16 protein-coding genes are annotated in these 21,681 nt (G+C 70.3%); 5 read left to right on the top strand and 11 right to left on the bottom strand.

Going from position 1 to position 21,681, the window contains the following annotated elements; translation table 11 throughout:
* Positions 1 to 83: 83 nt before the first annotated feature.
* From ACFYPA_RS17160 to ACFYPA_RS17140, 5 genes are all read left to right on the top strand, one after another.
* The gene (locus tag ACFYPA_RS17160) at positions 84 to 1,583 is read left to right on the top strand and encodes a peptide MFS transporter (RefSeq protein WP_359078197.1); all 1,500 of its coding nucleotides are present in this window, start codon (positions 84 to 86) and stop codon (positions 1,581 to 1,583) included.
* Between the two features lie 18 nt (positions 1,584 to 1,601).
* Complete coding sequence (locus ACFYPA_RS17155; RefSeq protein WP_359313905.1) at positions 1,602 to 3,596, top strand: CocE/NonD family hydrolase; 1,995 nt, start codon at positions 1,602 to 1,604, stop codon at positions 3,594 to 3,596.
* A 125-nt stretch (positions 3,597 to 3,721) separates the two neighbouring features.
* Positions 3,722 to 4,951: a fumarylacetoacetase gene (fahA, locus tag ACFYPA_RS17150; RefSeq protein ID WP_389132543.1), complete on the top strand. Its 1,230-nt coding sequence runs from the start codon at positions 3,722 to 3,724 to the stop codon at positions 4,949 to 4,951.
* Positions 4,948 to 5,631, top strand: a complete 684-nt coding sequence (locus tag ACFYPA_RS17145) for a GPP34 family phosphoprotein (RefSeq protein ID WP_359078193.1) — start codon at positions 4,948 to 4,950, stop codon at positions 5,629 to 5,631. Before fahA ends, ACFYPA_RS17145 begins: the two co-directional genes overlap by 4 nt.
* Before the next feature lie 128 nt (positions 5,632 to 5,759).
* Positions 5,760 to 6,368: a Uma2 family endonuclease gene (locus tag ACFYPA_RS17140; protein ID WP_359078192.1), complete on the top strand. Its 609-nt coding sequence runs from the start codon at positions 5,760 to 5,762 to the stop codon at positions 6,366 to 6,368.
* 28 nt (positions 6,369 to 6,396) lie between these two features.
* On the opposite strand, the gene recQ is transcribed toward ACFYPA_RS17140, so the two are convergent.
* From recQ to nuoE, 11 genes are all read right to left on the bottom strand, one after another.
* Positions 6,397 to 8,490, bottom strand: coding sequence for a DNA helicase RecQ (gene recQ, locus ACFYPA_RS17135; RefSeq protein ID WP_389132541.1), 2,094 nt, complete (start codon positions 8,488 to 8,490; stop codon positions 6,397 to 6,399).
* A gap of 134 nt (positions 8,491 to 8,624) precedes the next feature.
* Complete coding sequence (nuoN, locus tag ACFYPA_RS17130) at positions 8,625 to 10,289, bottom strand: NADH-quinone oxidoreductase subunit NuoN (RefSeq protein ID WP_359078190.1); 1,665 nt, start codon at positions 10,287 to 10,289, stop codon at positions 8,625 to 8,627.
* Positions 10,286 to 11,857, bottom strand: coding sequence for an NADH-quinone oxidoreductase subunit M (locus ACFYPA_RS17125; RefSeq protein ID WP_359078188.1), 1,572 nt, complete (start codon positions 11,855 to 11,857; stop codon positions 10,286 to 10,288). Before ACFYPA_RS17125 ends, nuoN begins: the two co-directional genes overlap by 4 nt.
* A gap of 4 nt (positions 11,858 to 11,861) precedes the next feature.
* The gene (gene nuoL, locus ACFYPA_RS17120) at positions 11,862 to 13,757 is read right to left on the bottom strand and encodes an NADH-quinone oxidoreductase subunit L (protein ID WP_359078186.1); all 1,896 of its coding nucleotides are present in this window, start codon (positions 13,755 to 13,757) and stop codon (positions 11,862 to 11,864) included.
* A gap of 15 nt (positions 13,758 to 13,772) precedes the next feature.
* On the bottom strand, positions 13,773 to 14,072 hold the full coding sequence (gene nuoK, locus ACFYPA_RS17115) for an NADH-quinone oxidoreductase subunit NuoK (protein ID WP_018101339.1): 300 nt from the start codon (positions 14,070 to 14,072) through the stop codon (positions 13,773 to 13,775).
* On the bottom strand, positions 14,069 to 14,896 hold the full coding sequence (locus tag ACFYPA_RS17110; RefSeq protein WP_389132536.1) for an NADH-quinone oxidoreductase subunit J: 828 nt from the start codon (positions 14,894 to 14,896) through the stop codon (positions 14,069 to 14,071). The genes nuoK and ACFYPA_RS17110 overlap by 4 nt, the downstream gene beginning before the upstream one ends.
* A complete protein-coding gene (gene nuoI / locus ACFYPA_RS17105; RefSeq protein ID WP_359078182.1) occupies positions 14,893 to 15,594 on the bottom strand; it encodes an NADH-quinone oxidoreductase subunit NuoI in 702 nt (233 codons plus the stop codon). Before nuoI ends, ACFYPA_RS17110 begins: the two co-directional genes overlap by 4 nt.
* A complete protein-coding gene (nuoH, locus tag ACFYPA_RS17100) occupies positions 15,587 to 16,990 on the bottom strand; it encodes an NADH-quinone oxidoreductase subunit NuoH (protein ID WP_389132533.1) in 1,404 nt (467 codons plus the stop codon). The genes nuoI and nuoH overlap by 8 nt, the downstream gene beginning before the upstream one ends.
* Complete coding sequence (locus ACFYPA_RS17095; protein ID WP_389132530.1) at positions 16,987 to 19,494, bottom strand: NADH-quinone oxidoreductase subunit G; 2,508 nt, start codon at positions 19,492 to 19,494, stop codon at positions 16,987 to 16,989. Before ACFYPA_RS17095 ends, nuoH begins: the two co-directional genes overlap by 4 nt.
* A complete protein-coding gene (gene nuoF / locus ACFYPA_RS17090) occupies positions 19,491 to 20,855 on the bottom strand; it encodes an NADH-quinone oxidoreductase subunit NuoF (RefSeq protein ID WP_389132528.1) in 1,365 nt (454 codons plus the stop codon). Before nuoF ends, ACFYPA_RS17095 begins: the two co-directional genes overlap by 4 nt.
* Entirely contained in the window at positions 20,855 to 21,670 is an 816-nt protein-coding gene (nuoE, locus tag ACFYPA_RS17085; protein WP_359078898.1) for an NADH-quinone oxidoreductase subunit NuoE, read from the bottom strand. The genes nuoF and nuoE overlap by 1 nt, the downstream gene beginning before the upstream one ends.
* Between the last annotated feature and the right edge of the window lie 11 nt (positions 21,671 to 21,681).

Raw genomic sequence — 21,681 nt, 5'->3', positions numbered from 1 at the left:
CGGTCCCCTTTGGATCACCGTGGGCGCCTTCCCGCCACCGCCGGTATGTTCGGGATCAGCTCATACGATCAGGAGTTGTCCCTTTGTCCCACACCGCCGCAGACACCGAACCGACCCAGCCCCCGCCGGGCGACGACCACGCCTTCTTCGGCCAGCCGCGGGGTCTGATGACCCTGTCCGGCCTGGAGGTCTGGGAGCGGTTCTCGTTCCTCGGCATGCAGGCGATCCTGGTCCTCTACTTCGCCGACACGGTCGCGAACGGCGGCATGGGCATGGAGGCCGGCACCGCCGCCTCCGTCTCCGCCGCGTACGGCACCCTCGTCTACCTGGTCTCCGTGGCCGGCGGCTGGCTGGCCGACCGCATCCTCGGCTCGTACCGCGCCGTCCTGTACGGCGGCATCCTCATCGCGTGCGGGCACTACGCCATGGCGGTGCCCACCGATGTCATGACCTGGGTCGGCCTCGGCCTGATCAGCGCCGGAACGGGCCTGCTCAAGCCCAACGTCGCCACCATGGTCGGCAAGCTCTACCGCACCGACGACGAGCGCCGCGACGCCGGATTCGCCCTCTACTACATGGGCATCAACATCGGCGCGTTCCTCGGCCCGCTCGTCACCGGCTGGCTCGGTGACCACGCGAGCTGGCACTGGGGCTTCTCGGCCGCCGCCTTCGGCATGACGCTCGGCCTCATCCAGTACGTCCTGGGCCGCCGTCACCTGGCCGGGCGAAAGCACGCCGCCGAGTTCGCCCTGGCCCCCGGGCCCATGCGCCGGGCCGTCCGGCTCATCGCCGTCGGCGTCGTCGTGGTCGCCGCCGTCGCCACCGCGCTGGCCCTGGCGGGCTGGCTGACCATGGACCGCTTCGTCGACCTGCTCACCCTCGTCTCCGTGATCGCACCGGTCGTGTACTTCGCGGTGATGTTCCGGAGTCCCCGGGTCACCGCGGAGGAGCGTGGGCGGCTGCGTCCCTACGTGGTGCTGTTCCTGGCCTCCGTCGTCTTCAACTTCATCCTCTTCCAGGCGTACTCGACGATGATCCTGCTCGCGTCGACCAACGCCCGCACCGAGATCTTCGGCTTCCACTTCCCGTCGAGCTGGTACGCCTCGGCGCTCGGCGCGTTCGAGGTGGCGCTGGCCCCGGTGGTCGCCGCCGTCTGGGCGAAGATGGGGCCGCGCCAGCCGCACGCGTCCAACAAGATCGCGATCGGGGTGATCCTCGGCGGGCTCTCGTTCCTGCTGATGGTCCTGCCCACCTCCGGGCACTCCGATGACACCTACAAGATGGCCGCCTGGTGGATCGTCGGCTCCTACCTGCTGCTCGGCCTCGGTGACGTACTGCTGGAGACCTCCGGCATGTCCGCGACCACGAAGCTCGCCCCGAAGGCGTTCGCCAGCCAGACGATGGCGCTCTGGTTCCTCTCCCTGGCCCTCGCCAACGGCATCCAGGCACAGATCGTGAAGCTGTACGGCGAGGTGTCCAACCCCGCTTACTTCGGTGTCAATGGCGCCATCGCGGTGCTGGCCGGTCTGGCCGTCATCGCCGCCGCACCCTGGCTCAGGCGCACCATGCACCCCGTCCACTGAGGTACGAGGTATCCCCCCATGCACATCCAGACCGCGTTCCCGTACGAGACGACCCGCGAGGACCTCTACATCCCGCTCCCGGACGGCACCCAGCTGTACGCCCGGATCTGGCGGCCGGTCACCGACGAGCCGGTCCCCGCGCTGCTGGAGTACCTGCCCTACCGGCTGAGCGACTGGACCGCGCCGCGCGACTGGCAGCGCCACCCCTGGTACGCGGGCCACGGCTACGCCTCGGTCCGGGTCGACGTGCGGGGGCACGGCAACAGTGAGGGGATGCCGGGCGACGAGTACGACGCCACGGAGCTCGCGGACGGGGTCGCCGTCATCCACTGGCTGGCCCAGCAGGAGTGGTGCTCGGGCCGGGTCGGCATGTTCGGCATCTCCTGGGGCGGCTTCAACTCGCTCCAGATCGCCGCGCTCGCCCCCGAACCGCTGAAGGCCATCGTCACGGTGTGCTCGGCCGACGACCGCTACGACAACGACGTCCACTACATGGGCGGCTCGGTCCTCGCCGTGGACATGCACGCCTGGGCGGCGACCATGCTGGCCTTCGTCTGCCGGCCGCCGGACCCGGCGGACGTCGGCGACGAGTGGCGGCAGATGTGGCTGGACCGGCTCGAAGCCGTGGACCCCTTCATCCACACCTGGCTGGCCCACCAGAGCCGCGACGATTACTGGAAGCACGGCAGCGTCTGCGAGGACTACTCCGCCATCGAGGCGAACGTCCTCGCGGTGGGCGGATGGCACGACCCGTACCGCGACACCGTGCTCCGGCTCGTCGAGCACCTGGACCCGGCGAAGGTCCGCGGGATCGTCGGACCCTGGTCGCACCAGTACCCGGACCGCGGGCTGCCGCCCGGGCCCGGCATCGGCTTCCTCCAGGAGACGCTGCGCTGGTGGGACCAGCACCTGAAGGACCAGGACACCGGGATCATGGCGGAGCCGCTGCTGCGGTCCTGGATCAGCGAGTCGCACCGGCCGGCCACGGTGTACGAGACGCTGCCCGGCCGCTGGGTCGGGGACACCGCCTGGCCGTCGGAGAACGTGGCGCCGGTCGCGTACGCCCTCCAGGGCGGGCCGCAGATCGTCGACTCACCGCAGCAGACCGGGCTGGACGCCGGACGGTTCTTCCCGTTCGGCAACGACGCCGACCTGCCGCCCGACCAGCGGGACGAGGACGCCAAGTCGGTGTGCTTCGAGTTCCCCGTCGCGGACGCCCCGATCGAGATCCTGGGCCGCCCCCGGGTGAGGCTGCGCATCCGGATGGACGTGCCGCGCGGCCAAGCCGTCGCCCGGCTCTGCGACGTCGCCCCCGACGGTTCCTCCACCCTCGTCACCCGCGGCGTCCTCAATCTCGCCGCCCGCCACGGGCGGGACCGCACCGAGGACTGGCCGGCCGGGGAGACCGAGGACGTCACCTTCGACCTGAACGGCATCGGGCACACCTTCCCTCCCGGCCACCGGATCAGGCTCGCGGTCTCCTCCTCGTACTGGCCCTGGATCTGGCCGCAGGCCGGCTCCAAGGGCTTCACCCTGGACGCCGACGGCAGCTTCGTCGAACTCCCGGTGCGCCGGCACACCGAGGACCCCGCGATCCGCTTCGAGGAGCCCGAGCAGTCCGAACCGCTCGGCGTCGTCTTCCCCGCCACGCTCGACGAGCAGCGTCCCGAACGGCTGGTGGTCCGTGACGTCGCCAAGGGCGAGTGGCGAATGGAGGTCGACCCGCGGTACGGCGGCACGCGCGTCTACCCCGACGGCCTGGAGTTCACCGAGGACGCGGTGGAGACGTACACGATCCAGGAGAGCGACCCGCTCTCCGCGCGCACCCGCTCCGACTGGACGATCCGGCTGCACCGGCCCGAGATGTCCTGGGACGTGCTGGTCGAGACGCGGTCCGAGATCACCGCCGACGCCGACGACTTCCTCACCTCCAACGAGGTGGTCTGCAAGGAGGGCGGCGAGGTCGTCTTCCACCGGACGTGGGAGAAGCGCATCCCGCGCACGGCCGGGTAGGCGGCCCCACCACGGGCCGCACCGCCACTTTCCGGGGCATTGGGGATGGTTGGGGCACTGCCGCCAGGCGGTGTCCCCGACGTAACGTGTCCCCCACAGCGACCTGGAAAGCGAGGCAGCAACAGATGCCCGAGCAGAGCAGCCCGCTCGACGTGGCCGAGGGCGATCCCTTCGGCCCGCACCACCTTCCGTACGGTGTCTTCTCCACACCCGACCGGCCCGGCGAGCGCCGTGTCGGCGTCCGCATCGGCCGTCACGTGCTGGACGCCGGGGCGGCCGCGCACGCATTGGGCTCGCCCTATGCGCAACTGCTGGCCCAGCCCGACCTGATGGCCCTGTTCGCGGCCGGCCGCACCGCCTGGAGCGATGTGCGCCGCGCGCTGACCGCCTGGGTGACGGTGCCGGCCCACCGCGCGGACATCGAGCCGCTGCTGCACCCCGTCGACTCCGTGACGCTCCACCTGCCCTACCGGGTCGCGGACTACGTGGACTTCTACGCCAGCGAGCACCACGCCACCAACGTCGGCCGGATCTTCCGCCCGGACGGTGACGCGCTCACCCCCAACTGGAAGCACCTGCCGATCGGTTACCACGGCAGGGCGGGCACGGTGGTGGTCTCCGGTGCGGACGTGGTGCGCCCGTCCGGACAGCGCAAGGCCCCCGCCGACCCGGCCCCCGTCTTCGGCCCGTCCGTCAAGCTCGACATCGAGGCCGAGGTCGGATTCGTCGTCGGCGTCGGCTCGGAGCAGGGCCGGCCGGTGCCGCTGGCCGACTTCCGCGAGCACGTCTTCGGCCTGTCACTCCTCAACGACTGGTCGGCGCGCGACATCCAGGCCTGGGAGTACGTCCCGCTGGGCCCCTTCCTCGGCAAGTCCTTCGCCACGTCCGTGTCGGCGTGGGTGACCCCGCTGGAGGCCCTGGAGGCCGCCCGGACCGCCCCGCCCGCCCGCGACCTCCCCCTCCTGCCCTACCTCGACGACGCGGACGAGGAGGAGCCCGGCGGGTTCGACCTGCGGCTCTCCGTCGCGATCAACGGCCAGGTCGTCTCGGAGCCGCCGTTCTCCACGATGTACTGGACGGCGGCCCAGCAACTGGCGCAGATGACGGTCAACGGCGCGTCGCTGCGCAGCGGTGACCTCTACGGCTCCGGCACCATCAGCGGCGCCGAGCCGGCCCAGCGGGGGTCCCTCCTCGAACTCACCTGGAACGGGCGCGACCCGCTCGAACTCCCGGAGGGCAAGCGGACGTTCCTGGAGGACGGCGACACGGTCACGCTGACCGCCTGGGCCCCGGGCCCGCACGGCACCCGGGTCGGCCTCGGTGAGGTCACCGGACGGATCGTGCCCGCGCCATGACCCAGCCGCCGCCCGGACCGACGCTGCCGGAGGAACTGCTGCTGCTCGCGCTGGACCCGCAGCGCGGCCGGCCGTACTGCCGCAACCGGTTCCTGGAGTACGCGCTGGCCGGGGCGGTCCTGGCGGAGCTGGAGCTCCAGGGGCGGATCACCGGGGAGCGCGGGTACGTGCGGGTCGCCAACCCGCTGGATCCACCCGATCCGCTGCTGGCCGCGCTGCTGCGGAGCCTGCCGCCGCCCGGCAAGGACCGGCTGCGTTCGGGGGTGCCGGCCCGGAGCTGGGTCCGGCGCGCCGGGCGGCCGGCGCAGGAGATGTACCTGGCGGCCCTGGTGCAGCGCGGCGTCCTGCTCCGGGAGACCCGCCGCTTCCTCGGCCTGCTGCCCTACCACCGCCACCCGGCGGGGCCGCAGAGCCACGCGTGGGCGGTCCGGGAGCGGTTCGCGGCGGCCGAGCGGGCCGGTTTCCCGGACCACCGCAGCCGCGCCCTGGCCGCGCTCGTCTCGGCGGCCGGACTCGACCCGCACGTGACCGGGGGCGGCCGGTCGTCCCGCTCGGCCATGCGGTCACTGGTCCGCGAACTGTGGCCGGCCGACGCGGTGCGCCGCAACGTCGTTCAGGACAAGTCGGACGCGTCCGGGGGGAGCCGGCGGAACTTCACGACGGGCTCCGGTGGGGAGTGACCAGGGGCGAGTGACGGTTCCGGGGAGGGGCAATGACGCTGCCACGTTCACACGTTTGGGCAGGCCTGAGCCGGTTCCTTGCGGATACGCTGGACGGACCCGCCAGACTCCGGCCCATGGGAGCACTGATGAGCGTCGAACCCGAGGCCCCCGAGCCGCGGTGGGCGGTCCCGCCCGTGGGCGGCTGGACCGCCGATGACCTGGACACGCTTCCCCATCTGCCTCCGCATACGGAGCTGATCGACGGGAGCCTGGTTTTCGTGAGTCCGCAGACCCTTTTTCATTCGCGGGCAGTCGACTTCTTCAATTGGCAGTTGCAGTCGCTGGCTCCGCCCGAGCTGGAGGTCGTGCGGGAATTCACCATCGACGTCGATTTCCAGAACCGGCCCGAGCCCGATGTGGTCGTCGTGCGCGCCGAGGCAGTCGAGAGTCTGCGGCAGACCCGGTTCCCCGCGAGCAGCGTGCTGCTCGCGATCGAGGTCGTGTCCGACGAGTCCGTCACCCGTGACCGGGAGACCAAGCCCGTGAAGTACGCGCGGGCCAGGATCCCCCACTACTGGCGGGTGGAGAACCAGGACGGCCGCGCGGTCGTGTACGTCTTCGAGCTGGAGCCGGCGACCGGCGCCTACACCTCAACCGGGATCTTCCACGACCGGATGAAGGTGTCCGCGCCCTTCGCCGTCGACCTCGACCTGACCGCGATCGTCTCGCGCCGCCGGGCGGCGGCCTCCGAGTAGACCGCCCGCCGCCCGACCGCCACCGCGCTCACTCGTACTCCGGCGGCTCCTCGTCCCAGCCGAACTCCGGATCGGCGGCCGGCGCGGTCGTCCGGGCCGGGGCGGCGGGAGCCGCAGCCGGGTCCGGGGCTGCCGTCGGGGCGGGAGCCGAGGTCAGGGCGGGAGCCGAGGTCGGGGCGGGAGCCGAAGTCGGGGCGGGAGCCGAGGTCGGGGCGGGCTCCACCTCCCCGAGGGACGCCAGCACCTCCAGCACCCCCTCCCCGTACGTCGCCAGCTTCTTCTCGCCGAGGCCGCTGACCCCGCCCAGCTCGCCGAGCGACGACGGACGCAGGGCCGCGATCTCACGCAAGGTCGCATCGTGGAAGATCACGTACGCCGGGAGGCCCAGCTCCTTGGCCTGGGCGCCGCGCCAGGCACGCAGCGCCTCGAAGACCGGCAGCGCCTCCGGCGGGAGTTCGGCGGCGGCGGCCGAGGACTTCGCCTTCCGCTCGCCCTTCGAGGAGGAGCGGGACGTCGTGGGCTTCTTCGGCTCCTTGCGCAGCAGCACCTCGCGCTCGCGGCCGAGCACGGCGCCGCTCTCCTCGGTCAGCACCACCGTGCCGTACTCGCCCTCGACGGCGAGCAGCCCCTGCGCCAGCAGCTGCCGGACCACGCCGCGCCATTCCGCCTCGGCCAGCTCCTCGCCGATGCCGAACACCGAGAGCTGGTCGTGGTCGAACTGGATGACCTTCGCTGTCTTGCGGCCCAGCAGGATGTCGATGATCTGGCCGGCGCCGAACTTCTGCCCGCGCTCCCGCTTCAGCCGGACGACCGTGGACAGCAGCTTCTGGGAGACCACCGTGCCGTCCCAGGTCTCGGGCGGAGCCAGGCAGGTGTCGCAGTTGCCGCAGGAGGCCGTGGTCGGGTCCTGACCGAAGTACTTCAGCAGCTGGGCCCGGCGGCACTGCACGGTCTCGCACAGCGCCAGCATGGAGTCCAGGTGCGAGGCGGCCCGGCGGCGGAACGCCTCGTCGCCCTCGCCGCCCTGGATGAGCTTGCGCTGCTGGACGACGTCCTGGAGTCCGTACGCCATCCAGGCCGTGGACGGAGCGCCGTCACGGCCCGCCCGGCCGGTCTCCTGGTAGTAGCCCTCGACGGACTTCGGCAGGTCGAGGTGGGCGACGAAGCGGACGTCCGGCTTGTCGATACCCATGCCGAAGGCGATCGTCGCGACGACGACGAGGCCCTCCTCGCGCAGGAAGCGGGACTGGTGCGTCGCGCGCGTGCCCGCGTCGAGACCCGCGTGGTACGGGACGGCCTCGATGCCGTTGCGGCAGAGGTACTCGGCGGTCTTCTCCGTGGAGTTGCGCGAGAGGCAGTAGACGATGCCTGCGTCACCCTCGTGCTCCTCCTTGAGGAAGGACAGCAGCTGCTTCTTCGGGTCGGCCTTGGGCACGATGCGGTACTGGATGTTGGGACGGTCGAAGCCGGCCACGAAGTGCTTGGCGTCGGGCATGCCCAGCCGCTGGGTGATCTCCCGGTGGGTGGCCTCCGTCGCCGTCGCCGTCAGGGCGATGCGCGGTACGTCGGGCCAGCGCTCGCCCAGCACGGACAGGGCCAGGTAGTCGGGCCGGAAGTCGTGGCCCCACTGGGCGACGCAGTGTGCCTCGTCGATCGCGAAGACGGAGATCTCGCCGCGGGAGAGCAGGCCGAGGGTGGAGTCCAGCCGGAGGCGCTCGGGGGCCAGGTAGAGGAGATCCAGCTCTCCCGCCACGAACTGGGCTTCCATCGAGCGGCGCTCGTCGAAGTCCTGCGTGGAGTTGATGAACCCGGCCCGCACACCGAGGGCCCGCAGCGCGTCCACCTGGTCCTGCATCAGCGCGATCAGGGGCGAGACGACGATGCCCGTACCCCGTCTGACCAGGGACGGGATCTGGTAGCAGAGGGACTTCCCGCCACCGGTCGGCATAAGGACGACGGCGTCGCCGCCCGCCACCACATGGTCGACGACGGCTTCCTGCTCGCCGCGGAACGTCTCGTAACCGAAGACCCGGTGCAGCGTCTGCCGCGCATCGCTCTCGGTCACGTCCGTGGTCACGTCCGTGGTCATGTCCGTCACGCCTGTCCCGCCCGTCATACTCATCGCTCTGTTCCCCCGACGGCTGTCCCGTTCTGTCCCCGCGCTCTCCCCTGCCACGATAAGCGCCGCCTACGACAAAGCCGGACGGGCTTGACCTCCAAGCCCGTCCGGCGCCGTCGAAACGGTCGTGCGTCCGCCTACCTCACGAACACTCCGGCCTGGCTCGCCAGGTCCAGGAAGTACTGCGGGGCCAGGCCCAGGACCAGGGTGACCGCGACTCCGACCGCGATCGTGGTCATCGTCAGCGGGGACGGGACGGCGACCGTGGGGCCGTCCGCCTTCGGCTCGCTGAAGAACATCAGCACGATGACGCGGATGTAGAAGAAGGCGGCGATCGCCGAGGAGATCACACCGACGACGACCAGTCCGCTCGCACCGCCCTCGGCCGCGGCCTTGAACACCGCGAACTTCCCGGAGAAGCCCGAGGTGAGCGGGATACCGGCGAACGCCAGCAGGAACACCGCGAAGACCGCGGCGACCAGCGGGGAGCGCCGGCCGAGCCCGGCCCACTTCGACAGGTGTGTCGCCTCGCCGCCCGCGTCGCGCACCAGCGTGACGACGGCGAAGGCGCCGACCGTCACGAAGGAGTACGTGGCCAGGTAGAAGAGCACCGAGGAGATGCCCTGCGGGGTGGCCGCGATGACACCGGCGAGGATGAATCCGGCGTGCGCGATCGAGGAGTAGGCCAGCAGTCGCTTGATGTCGGTCTGGGTGATGGCGACGACCGCGCCCCCCACCATCGTGACGATCGCGATGCCCCACATGACCGGCCGCAGGTCCCAGGTGAGGCCCGGCAGCACCACGTACAGCAGGCGCAGCAGCGCGCCGAACGCGGCGACCTTCGTGGCCGCGGCCATGAAGCCGGTGACCGGTGTGGGGGCTCCCTGGTAGACGTCCGGGGTCCACATGTGGAACGGGACGGCGCCGACCTTGAAGAGCAGGCCGGTCAGGATCATCGCGCCGCCGATGAGCAGCAGCACGTCGTTGCCCATGGTGTCCGCGAGCGCCGGGTCGATCTGCTGGATGGAGCCGTCGACGACGGTGGCGATCTGGGCGTACGAGACGGAGCCCGCGTACCCGTAGAGCAGGGCGATCCCGAAGAGCAGGAACGCCGAGGAGAAGGCACCGAGCAGGAAGTACTTCACCGCGGCCTCCTGCGACATCAGCCGCTTGCGGCGGGCGACGGCGCACAGGAGGTAGAGCGGGAGCGAGAAGACTTCCAGAGCCACGAAGAGCGTCAGCAGGTCGTTGGCCGCCGGGAAGACCAGCATGCCCGCGACCGCGAAGAGCATCAGCGGGAAGACCTCGGTGGTGGTGAACCCGGCCTTGACGGCGGCCTTCTCGCTGTCGCTTCCCGGGACCGAAGCGGCCTGCGCGGCGAACGAGTCGACGCGGCTGCCGTGGGACTCGGGGTCGAGCCGCCGCTCGGCGAAGGTGAAGACGGCGACGAGCGACGTCAGCAGGATGACGCCCTGCAGGAACAGGGCGGGTCCGTCGACGGCGATGGCGCCCATCGCGGCGATGTGTGCCTTGGTCGTGCCGTATCCGGAGGCCGCCAGGCCGACCACCGCGGCGAACGCGGCGACCAGGGCGACGACGGTCAGGAACACTTGCGTGTAGTAGCGGGCCCGGCGCGGCACGAAGGCCTCGACGAGCACGCCCAGGACGGCGACGCCGATCACGATCAGGACCGGCGTCAGCTGGGTGTACTCGATGACCGGTGCCTTGAACTTCTGGTCCGGGGCGGCCGATGTCACCCCGCCCGCCATCGTCCACAGGCTGTGGACAGCTGTTGCGCTCACTTGGCGGCCTCCACCTCGGGCTGGGGGTCCTTCTTCTGTACGTCCGACATGGTGTGCTGCACCGCCGGGTTGACGATCTCCGTCAGTGGCTTCGGGTAGACGCCCAGGAAGATCAGCAGAGCGATCAGCGGGACGACCACCACCAGCTCACGGACCTTGAGGTCCGCCATTCCCTGGACCTCGGCCTTGACCGGGCCCGTCATCGTCCGCTGGTAGAGGACGAGGACGTAGAGCGCGGCGAGCACGATCCCGGTGGTCGCGATGATGCCGACCACCGGATATGCGGCGAACGCGCCGACCAGGACGAGGAACTCACTGACGAACGGGGCGAGCCCCGGCAGCGACAGCGTGGCCAGGCCACCGATCAGGAAGGTGCCGGCCAGGACCGGGGCCACCTTCTGCACTCCGCCGTAGTCGGCGATGAGCCGCGAGCCGCGCCGGGTGATCAGGAAGCCCGCCACCAGCATCAGCGCGGCGGTCGAGATGCCGTGGTTGACCATGTAGAGCGTCGCGCCCGACTGGCCCTGGCTCGTCATCGCGAAGATGCCCAGGATGATGAAGCCGAAGTGCGAGATCGACGCGTAGGCGATCAGCCGCTTGATGTCGCGCTGGCCGACGGCGAGCAGCGCACCGTAGATGATGCTGATCAGCGCCAGGACCAGGACGACCGGCGTGGCCCACTTGCTGGCCTCCGGGAAGAGCTGGAGGCAGAAGCGCAGCATCGCGAAGGTGCCGACCTTGTCGACGACCGCGGTGATCAGCACGGCGACCGGGGTGGTCGCCTCACCCATGGCGTTGGGCAGCCAGGTGTGCAGCGGCCACAGCGGGGCCTTCACCGCGAAGGCGAAGAAGAACCCGAGGAAGAGCCAGCGCTCGGTGCTCGTCGCCATGGTCAGCGAGCCGTCGGCGCGGGCCGCGGCGATCTCGGAGAGCGAGAACGTCCCCGTGACCACGTAGAGCCCGATGACCGCGGCCAGCATGATGAGGCCGCCGACCAGGTTGTACAGGAGGAACTTGACCGCCGCGTAGGAACGTTGGGCCGCGGCGTTCTCGTCGCTCCCGGAGTGGGCCCGGTCCCCGAAGCCGCCGATGAGGAAGTACATCGGGATGAGCATGGCTTCGAACAGGATGTAGAAGAGGAACACGTCGGTGGCCACGAAGGAGAGGACCACCATCGCTTCCACCATCAGGATCAGGGCGAAGAAGCCCTGGGTGGGGCGCCAGCGTGAGGAGTTCGTCTCCAGGGGGTCGGCGTCGTGCCAGCCGGCGAGGATGACGAAGGGGATCAGCAGGGCGGTGAGCGCCATGAGCGCCAGGCCGATGCCGTCCACCCCCAGTTCGTACCGCACGCCGAAGTCCTTGATCCAGGCGTGCGATTCGGTGAGCTGGTAGCGGCTGCCGCCGGGCTCGAAGCGGGCGAGCGCGATGCCCGCCAGCACGAGCGTGCCCAGCGAGAAGGCGAGCGCCAGCCACTTGGCGGCGGTGCGCCGGGCTGCCGGGACGGCGGCGGTGGCGACCGCGCCGATCGCCGGGAGCGCCGCCGTCGCTGTCAGGAGGGGAAAGGACATGTGATCAGACCGCCCTCATCAGCAGGGTCGCGGCGATGAGAACCGCCGTACCGCCGAACATCGAGACCGCGTAGGAGCGGGCGTAGCCGTTCTGCAGTTTGCGCAGCCGGCCGGAGAGCCCGCCCATCGAGGCGGCCGTGCCGTTGACGACGCCGTCGACCAGGGAGTGGTCGACGTAGACCAGGGAGCGGGTGAGGTGCTCGCCGCCGCGGACCAGGACCACGTGGTTGAAGTCGTCCTGGAGGAGATCGCGGCGGGCCGCCCGGGTGAGCAGCGAGCCGCGCGGGGCGAGGGCGGGCACCGGCCTGCGTCCGTACATCGCCCAGGCGATCGCGACACCGATGACGAGCACCACCATGGTGGCGGCGGTGACGGTGGTCGCGCTGACCGGGGCGTCCCCGTGGCTGTGCCCGGTGACGGGCTCCAGCCAGTGCAGGAAGCGGTCGCCGATGGAGAAGAAGCCTCCTGCGAAGACCGAACCGAACGCCAGGATGATCATGGGGATGGTCATCGACTTCGGGGACTCGTGCGGGTGCGGGTCGTGGCCTTCGGTGTCGGGCTGCCAGCGCTTCTCGCCGAAGAACGTCATCAGCATCACGCGGGTCATGTAGAACGCGGTGATCGCGGCACCCAGCAGCGTGACCGCTCCGAGGATCCATCCCTCGGTGCCGCCCTTGGCGAAGGCCGCCTCGATGATCTTGTCCTTGGAGAAGAAGCCGGACAGACCGGGGAAGCCGATGATCGCGAGGTAGCCGAGGCCGAAGGTGACGAAGGTGACCGGCATGTACTTCCGCAGGCCGCCGTACCTCCGCATGTCCACCTCGTCGTTCATGCCGTGCATGACCGAACCGGCGCCGAGGAAGAGCCCGGCCTTGAAGAAGCCGTGCGTCACGAGGTGCATGATCGCGAAGACGTAGCCGATCGGGCCGAGCCCGGCGGCCAGGATCATGTAGCCGATCTGCGACATCGTCGACCCGGCGAGGGCCTTCTTGATGTCGTCCTTCGCGCAACCGACGATCGCACCGAAGAGGAGCGTGACCGCTCCGACGACCACGACGACCAGCTGGGCGTCCGGGGCGCCGTTGAAGATCGCGCCGGAGCGGACGATCAGATAGACACCCGCGGTGACCATGGTGGCGGCGTGGATGAGGGCCGAGACCGGGGTCGGGCCCTCCATCGCGTCACCGAGCCAGGACTGCAGCGGCACCTGGGCGGACTTGCCGCAGGCCGCGAGCAGCAGCATCAGGCCGATCGCCGTCAGCTTGCCCTCGCTCGTCTCACCGGTGGCTTCGAGGACGGGGCCGAAGGCGAACGTGCCGAAGGTGGTGAACATCAGCATGATCGCGATCGACAGGCCCATGTCGCCGACCCGGTTGACCAGGAACGCCTTCTTGGCGGCGGTCGCCGCGCTGGGCTTGTGCTGCCAGAAGCCGATGAGCAGGTACGACGCCAGACCGACGCCCTCCCACCCGACGTACAGCAGCAGGTAGTTGTCGGCGATGACCAGGATCAGCATCGCCGCGACGAACAGGTTCAGATAGCCGAAGAAGCGGCGCCGGCGCTCGTCGTGCTCCATGTAGCCGATCGAGTAGATGTGGATCAGGGTGCCCACACTCGTGATCAGCAGAACGAAGGTCATCGACAGCTGGTCGAGCTGGAAGGCCACATCGGCCTGGAAGCCCTCGACCGGAATCCAGCTGAACAGCTTCTGGTGCAGCGCGCGGTCCTCGGCGCCCTTCCCGAGCATGTCGGTGAAGAGCACCACGGCGATGACGAAGGAGGCGGCGGCGAGCGCGGTGCCCAGCCAGTGGCCCACGCGGTCAAGGCGTCGGCCGCCGCAGAGCAGTACCACCGCTCCGAGCAGGGGCGCCGCTACGAGCAGCGCAATCAGGTTCTCCACAGTGCAAGCGCCCCTCTACAGCTTCATCAGGCTGGCGTCGTCGACCGAGGCCGAGTGGCGGGAACGGAACAGCGACACGATGATCGCGAGCCCGACCACGACCTCCGCGGCGGCGACGACCATCGTGAAGAAGGCGATGATCTGGCCGTCGAGATTGCCGTGCATCCGGGAGAAGGTGACGAACGCGAGGTTGCAGGCGTTGAGCATCAGCTCCACGCACATGAACACCACGATCGCGTTCCGCCTGATCAGCACCCCGGCCGCGCCGATGGTGAACAGCAGAGCGGCGAGATAGAGGTAGTTGACCGGATTCACTTGGCGACCTCCTCTTCTTCGGTGTCCCGGCCGAGCCGCTCACCGGAGCGCTGCTCCAGTGCCTTGAGGCCGGCCAGCGACTCTTGGGACACGTCGCGCATCTGGCCGCGCCTGCGCAGCGTCTGCATGACGGTGAGTTCGGACGGTGTGCCGTCCGGGAGCAGTCCGGCGACGTCCACGGCGTTGTGCCGGGCGTAGACGCCGGGTGCGGGCAGCGGCGGCAGGTGGTTGCCGTGCACGCGGTCCTCGGACATCTCCCGCTGGGTCTTCGCCCGTTCGGTGCGCTCGCGGTGCGTGAGCACCATCGCGCCGACCGTGGCGGTGATCAGCAGGGCCCCGGTGATCTCGAAGGCGAAGACGTACTTGGTGAAGATGAGGCTGGCGAGCCCCTCCACGTTTCCGCCGTGCGCGGCGTTGGCCGTGCCGAGCCCGTTGAAGCTGTTCAGCGAGGCGTTGCCGATTCCGGCGATCAGGAGGACGCCGAAGCCGAGCCCGCATCCGGCGGCGAGCCAGCGCTGGCCCTTGAGGGTCTCCTTCAGTGAGTCCGCCGCCGTGACACCGACGAGCATGACCACGAAGAGGAACAGCATCATGATCGCGCCGGTGTAGACGACGACCTGGACGATGCCGAGGAAATAGGCCCCGTTGGCGAGGTAGAACACCGCCAGGATGATCATGGTTCCGGCGAGGCTCAGCGCACTGTGCACCGCCCTCCTCATCAGTACGGTGGACAGGGCCCCGATCACGGCGACCGTGCCGAGCACCCAGAACTGGAAGGCCTCGCCCGTCGACGTCTGGGAGGCCGCTGCGGCCAGGCCGGTCATGCGTCCACCTCCTGCGTGGCGCCGTTGCTCTCGCTGTGGCCGTCGTCCGGCTTCTCGCCCTTGGAGACGGCGAGCTGGCGTTCCGTACCGGGGGCGGCTTCGGTCACCAGGCCCCGGTAGTAGTCCTGTTCGTCCATGCCGGGGAAGATCGCGTGCGGGCTGTCGACCATGCCTTCCTCCAGTCCCGCGAGCAGCTCGTCCTTGGTGTAGATGAGGCTCTCGCGGGTGGTGTTGGCGAGCTCGAACTCGTTGGTCATCGTCAGCGCCCGGGTCGGGCAGGCCTCGATGCACAGTCCGCAGAGGATGCAGCGCGCGTAGTTGATCTGGTAGACGCGGCCGTAGCGCTCCCCCGGGGAGTAGCGCTCCTCGTCCGTGTTGTCCGCGCCCTCGACGTAGATCGCGTCCGCCGGGCAGGCCCAGGCGCACAGCTCGCAGCCGACGCACTTCTCCAGGCCGTCCGGGTGGCGGTTGAGCTGGTGCCGGCCGTGGAAGCGCGGCGCCGTCACCTTCGGCGTCTCCGGATACTGCTCGGTCAGCCGCTTCTTGAACATGGCCTTGAAGGTCACGCCGAAGCCGGCCACCGGATTCTGGAACTTGTCCTCCGAGGACTGCGAGGACTGCGGGGATTCCGAAGACCCGGAAGCCTGCGCGGACTTCGCCGGCCTCTTGGACCCCGGCGACTCAGACAGTTCAGACACCGTCGGCCTCCTTTCCGTCACTCGGATTTCCGTCACTCTGAGTTTCCATGCCGCCACTGACAACGAGCTCCCGCTCGCGGCGCGGACTGCGCCGGGGCACGGGCGGCAGGGTCTGTCCGGGCAGCGGCGGCACCGGGAATCCGCCCGCCATCGGGTCGAACGCCGGCTCCGGTTCCGCCCGGGCCGCGGCTTCCCGGCCCTTCTTGTCGCGGAAGATGTCGACGACGAAGGAGATCAGCAGGACCGCGATCACGGCCCCGGCCACGTAGAGCAGGATCCTGGAGAAGTCGTAGCCCTCGTTGCGCAGCGCCCGTACGGTCGCGACCATCATCAGCCAGACGACGGAGACCGGGATGAGGACCTTCCAGCCCAGCTTCATCAGCTGGTCGTAGCGGACGCGGGGGAGCGTGCCGCGCAGCCAGATGAAGAAGAACAGCAGCAGCTGGACCTTGACGACGAACCAGAGCATCGGCCACCAGCCGTGGTTCGCGCCCTCCCAGAAGGTGCTGATCGGCCACGGGGCCCGCCAGCCGCCCAGGAACAGGGTCACGGAGACCGCGGAGACGGTGACCATGTTGACGTACTCGGCGAGCATGAACATCGCGAACTTGATGGACGAGTACTCGGTGTTGAAGCCGCCGACGAGGTCGCCCTCGGACTCCGGCATGTCGAACGGTGCGCGGTTGGTCTCACCGACCATCGTGATGATGTAGATGATGAAGGAGACCGGCAGCAGGATGATGAACCAGCGGTCCTCCTGCGCCTCCACGATCTTCGAGGTCGACATCGACCCGGAGTAGAGGAAGACCGAGGCGAACGCGGCACCCATCGCGATCTCGTACGAGATCATCTGCGCGCAGGAGCGGAGCCCTCCGAGCAGGGGGTACGTCGATCCGGAGGACCAGCCCGCCAGCACGATGCCGTAGATCCCGACCGAGGCGACCGCGAGGATGTACAGCATCGCGATCGGCAGGTCGGTGAGCTGCATCGCCGTACGGTGGCCGAAGATCGAGACCTCGTTGCCGGACGGCCCGAACGGGATGACCGCGATCGCCATGAACGCGGGGATCGCCGCGATGATCGGGGCGAGGACGTAGACGACCTTGTCCGCCCGCTTGACGATGACGTCTTCCTTCAGCATCAGCTTGATGCCGTCGGCCAGCGACTGGAGCATGCCCCAGGGACCGTGCCGGTTGGGACCGATGCGCAGCTGCATCCAGGCGACGACCTTGCGCTCCCACACGATGGAGAACAGCACGGTCACCATCAGGAACGCGAAGCAGAAGACCGCCTTGACGACGACGAGCCACCAGGGGTCGTTGCCGAACATCGACAGGTCCTCGGCGGCGAGCACGGCGCCGTGCGGGGCCGTGGCCAGTTGAGCGAAGGCACTCACGCCCCCACCTCCGGTGTGACGTCGGAAATGCCGGGTGCGGCGGGGCCGATCCGGACCGGACCGCCGGGCTGGGCACCGGTGTCGGCCGGGACACCGCGCCCGACGGAGTTCAGCGGCACCCAGACCACCCGGTCCGGCATCTCCGTGACCTGGAGCGGCAGTTGGACACTGCCCGCCGGGCCGGAGACGGCCAGCAGATCGCCGTCCTTGACGCCGGTCTCGGCCGCGGTGGCGGCGGAGAGCCGGGCGACCGCCGCGTGCCGGGTTCCGGCCAGCGCCGTGTCACCCTCCTGGAGCCGTCCCAGGTCGAGCAGCATCCGGTGGCCCGCGAGGATGGCCTCGCCGTCGGCGGGCCGGGGCAGCGGCTGGGCGGAGGCGCGCGGGTCCTCCGCGTGCGTGCCCTGCCAGCCGCCGAGCCGGTCCAGCTCGCGGCGTACGGACTTCAGGTCCGGCAGCGCGAAGTGGACGTCGAGCGCGTCGGCCAGCATGTGCAGCACCCGGGCATCGCCCGGGGCCAGGTTCCGCGTCATCTGCTCGGGCTTCAGCGCGGCCTCGAACATCCGCGCCCTGCCCTCCCAGTTGAGGAAGGTGCCGGACTTCTCGGCGACCGCGGCCACCGGGAACACCACGTCGGCGCGGTCGGTGACCTCGCTGGGCCGGAGCTCCAGGGAGACCAGGAAACCGACCCGGTCCAGCGCCTCCAGGGCCCGTGCCGGGTCCGGCAGGTCGTCGGCCTCCACACCGGCGACGAGCAGCGCGCCCAGTTCACCGGTGGCCGCGGCCTCGATGATCTGGCCGGTGTCGCGGCCGAAGCGGGACGGGAGTTCGGCGACGCCCCAGAGCGCCGCCACCTCGTCGCGGGCCCGCGGGTCGGTGGCCGGGCGGCCGCCGGGCAGCAGCGACGGGAGCGCGCCCGCCTCCACCGCACCGCGCTCGCCGGCCCGGCGCGGGATCCACACCAGGGTGGCCCCGGTCGCGGTCGCCGCCCGCACCGCCGCGGTCAGCCCGCCTGGCACACCGGCCAGCCGCTCACCCACCACGATCAGGGCGCCGCCACCGCGCAGCGCCTCGGCCGCGGCGGCTCCGTCGCCGTCCAGGCCGACACCGCCCGCGATCGCGTCCAGCCACTCGGTCTCGGTGCCGGGGGCGGCGGCCAGCAGCGTGCCGCCCGCCTTCGTGAGGCCGCGGGTGGCGTGCGAGGCGACGGCGAAGGTGCGCTGTCCGTGCTTGCGGTGCGCCTTGCGCAGCCGCAGGAAGACGCCGGGCGCCTCCTCCTCGGACTCGAACCCGACCAGCAGGACGGTCGGGGCCTTCTCCAGCGAGGTGTACGTGACCCCCGCACCGTCCAGGTCCCGGCCGCGCCCGGCGACCCGGGCGGCCAGGAAGTCGGCCTCCTCGCCGCTGTGCACCCGGGCCCGGAAGTCGATGTCGTTGGTGTCCAGGGCAATCCGGGCGAACTTGCTGTACGCGTACGCGTCCTCGACGGTCAGCCGGCCGCCCGTGAGGACGCCGGTCCTGCCGCGTGCGGCGGAGAGCCCGGCGGCCGCGGCGGCCAGCGCCTCGGGCCAGCTCGCCGGCTCCAGCACGCCCGCCTCGCTCCGCACCAGCGGGGTGGTGAGCCGGTCGCGCTGCTGGGCGTAGCGGAAGCCGAAGCGGCCCTTGTCGCAGAGCCACTCCTCGTTGACCTCGGGGTCGTTGGAGGCGAGGCGCCGCATGACCTTGCCGCGCCGGTGGTCGGTGCGGGTGGCGCAGCCTCCGGCGCAGTGCTCGCACACCGAGGGCGTCGACACCAGGTCGAAGGGCCGGGAGCGGAACCGGTACGCCGCCGAGGTCAGCGCCCCGACGGGGCAGATCTGGATCGTGTTGCCGGAGAAGTACGACTCGAACGGGTCGCCCTCGCCGGTGCCGACCTGCTGGAGCGCGCCGCGCTCGATCAGCTCGATCATCGGGTCGCCCGCCACCTGGTTGGAGAACCGGGTGCAGCGCGCGCAGAGCACGCAGCGCTCACGGTCCAGCAGCACCTGGGTGGAGATCGGGACGGGCTTCTCGTACGTCCGCTTCTTCCCGTCGAAGCGGGAGGTCGCGTCGCCGTGCGACATCGCCTGGTTCTGCAGCGGGCACTCGCCGCCCTTGTCGCAGACCGGGCAGTCCAGCGGGTGGTTGATGAGCAGCAGCTCCATCACCCCGCGCTGCGCCTTGTCGGCGACCGGCGAGGTGATCTGCGACTTGACGACCATGCCGTCGGTGCAGGTGATGGTGCAGGACGCCATCGGCTTGCGCTGGCCCTCGACCTCGACGATGCACTGGCGGCAGGCGCCGGCCGGGTCGAGGAGCGGATGGTCGCAGAAGCGCGGGATCTCGATGCCGAGGAGCTCGGCGGCGCGGATGACCAGGGTGCCCTTGGGCACGCTGATCTCGATGCCGTCGATGGTCAGCGTGACCAGGTCCTCGGGCGGGAGCGCCGCCTCGCCGCCCCCGGAGGGCGCACTCGTGGTGACTGTCATGCGTTCACCCCCTGGGATGCGTTCTTGTCGTCGGCCCAGACGGTCGACCTGGCGGGATCGAAGGGGCAGCCCCTGCCGGTGATGTGCTGCTCGTACTCGTCGCGGAAGTACTTCAGCGAGGAGAAGATCGGCGAGGCGGCGCCGTCGCCCAGCGCGCAGAAGGACTTGCCGTTGATGTTGTCGGCGATGTCGTTCAGCTTGTCGAGGTCGGCCATCTGTCCCTTGCCGGCCTCGATGTCGCGGAGCAACTGGACGAGCCAGTACGTGCCCTCACGGCAGGGCGTGCACTTGCCGCAGGACTCGTGGGCGTAGAACTCGGTCCAGCGGGTGACGGCCCGCACCACGCAGGTGGTCTCGTCGAAGCACTGGAGCGCCTTGGTGCCGAGCATGGATCCGGCGGCGCCGACGCCCTCGTAGTCGAGGGGCACGTCGAGGTGCTCCTCGGTGAACATGGGGGTGGACGAGCCGCCCGGGGTCCAGAACTTGAGCCGGTGGCCGGCACGCATGCCGCCGCTCATGTCGAGGAGCTGGCGGAGCGTGATGCCGAGCGGGGCCTCGTACTGGCCGGGCCGGGTCACGTGTCCGCTGAGCGAGTACAGCGTGAAGCCCGGGGACTTCTCGCTGCCCATGGACTTGAACCAGTCCTTGCCCTGGTTCAGGATCGCGGGAACCGAGGCGATGGACTCGACGTTGTTCACCACAGTGGGGCAGGCGTACAGACCGGCGACCGCGGGGAAGGGCGGGCGCAGCCGGGGCTGGCCGCGCCGTCCTTCGAGCGAGTCGAGCAGTGCGGTCTCCTCACCGCAGATGTACGCACCGGCACCCGCGTGCACGGTGAGTTCCAGGTCGAGTCCGGAGCCCATGATGTTCGTACCGAGATAGCCCGCCTCGTACGCCTCGCGCACGGCTTCGTGCAACCGCCGCAGTACGGGGACGACTTCGCCGCGCAGGTAGATGAAGGCGTGCGAGGAGCGGATCGCGTAGCAGGCGATCACGATGCCTTCGATCAGGCTGTGCGGGTTGGCGAAGAGGAGCGGGATGTCCTTGCAGGTCCCGGGCTCCGACTCGTCGGCGTTGACCACCAGGTAGTGCGGCTTGCCGTCGCCCTGCGGGATGAACTGCCACTTCATCCCGGTGGGGAAGCCGGCGCCGCCGCGGCCGCGCAGGCCGGAGTCCTTGACGTACGCGATGAGGTCGTCCGGGGACATCGCGAGGGCCTTGCGCAGTCCCTCGTACCCCTCGTGGCGGCGGTAGGTCTCCAGGGTCCAGGATTCCGGCTGGTCCCAGAAGGCGGACAGGACAGGCGAGAGAAGCTTCTCGGGACTGGTCCCGTTCTTGTCGATTTCGGCGGCCAACGTCATCACTCCCCCTCCTCGGCGGCGGGACCGGCCGGGTGGTCCGGGTCGGAGGCCGAGGTCTGCTGTGGCGCGTCATGGGAGCTGAGGTGTTCGGCGCCCTTCTGCGGTTGGTCGCGCGGGGCCTCGCCGCGGGGGCCCACGACGCGTGCCTGCGGCGCGGCCTCGCCCTTGGCCAGCTTCAGGCCGATGAGCGAGGCGGGACCGGCTCCGCCGGTCGCGGCGACGGCGCCGGGGCGCTCGTCGGGGAAGCCGGCCAGGATGCGGGCGGTCTCCTTGTACGAGCACAGCGGGGCGCCGCGGGTCGGCTCGACGGTGCGGCCGGCGATCAGGTCGTCGACGAGCCGCGTCGCGCTCTCGGGCGTCTGGTTGTCGAAGAACTCCCAGTTGACCATCACGACGGGTGCGAAGTCGCAGGCCGCGTTGCACTCGATGTGTTCGAGGGTGACCTTGCCGTCCTCGGTCGTCTCGTCGTTGCCGACACCGAGGTGGTCCTTGAGCCGGTCGAAGATCGCGTCGCCGCCCATCACCGCGCAGAGCGTGTTGGTGCAGACACCGACCTGGTAGTCGCCGCCGGCCCTGCGCCGGTACATCGTGTAGAAGGTGGCGACCGCGGTGACCTCGGCGGTGGTGAGGCCGAGCACGTCGGCGCAGAACGCCATGCCCGTACGCGAGACGTACCCCTCTTCCGACTGCACGAGGTGCAGCAGCGGCAGCAGCGCGGAGCGGCTGCCGGGGTAGCGGGCGATCACCTCCTTCGCATCCGCTTCGAGCCTGGCGCGCACCTCGGCCGGGTAGGCGGGGGCGGGGAGCTGCGGCATCCCCAGACTGA

This window comes from Streptomyces sp. NPDC005775 (assembly GCF_042871565.1).
Lineage (GTDB): Bacteria > Actinomycetota > Actinomycetes > Streptomycetales > Streptomycetaceae > Streptomyces.
The sequence above is the reverse complement of the archived record's forward strand: the minus strand, read 5'-3'. Positions and strand labels throughout refer to the sequence as shown.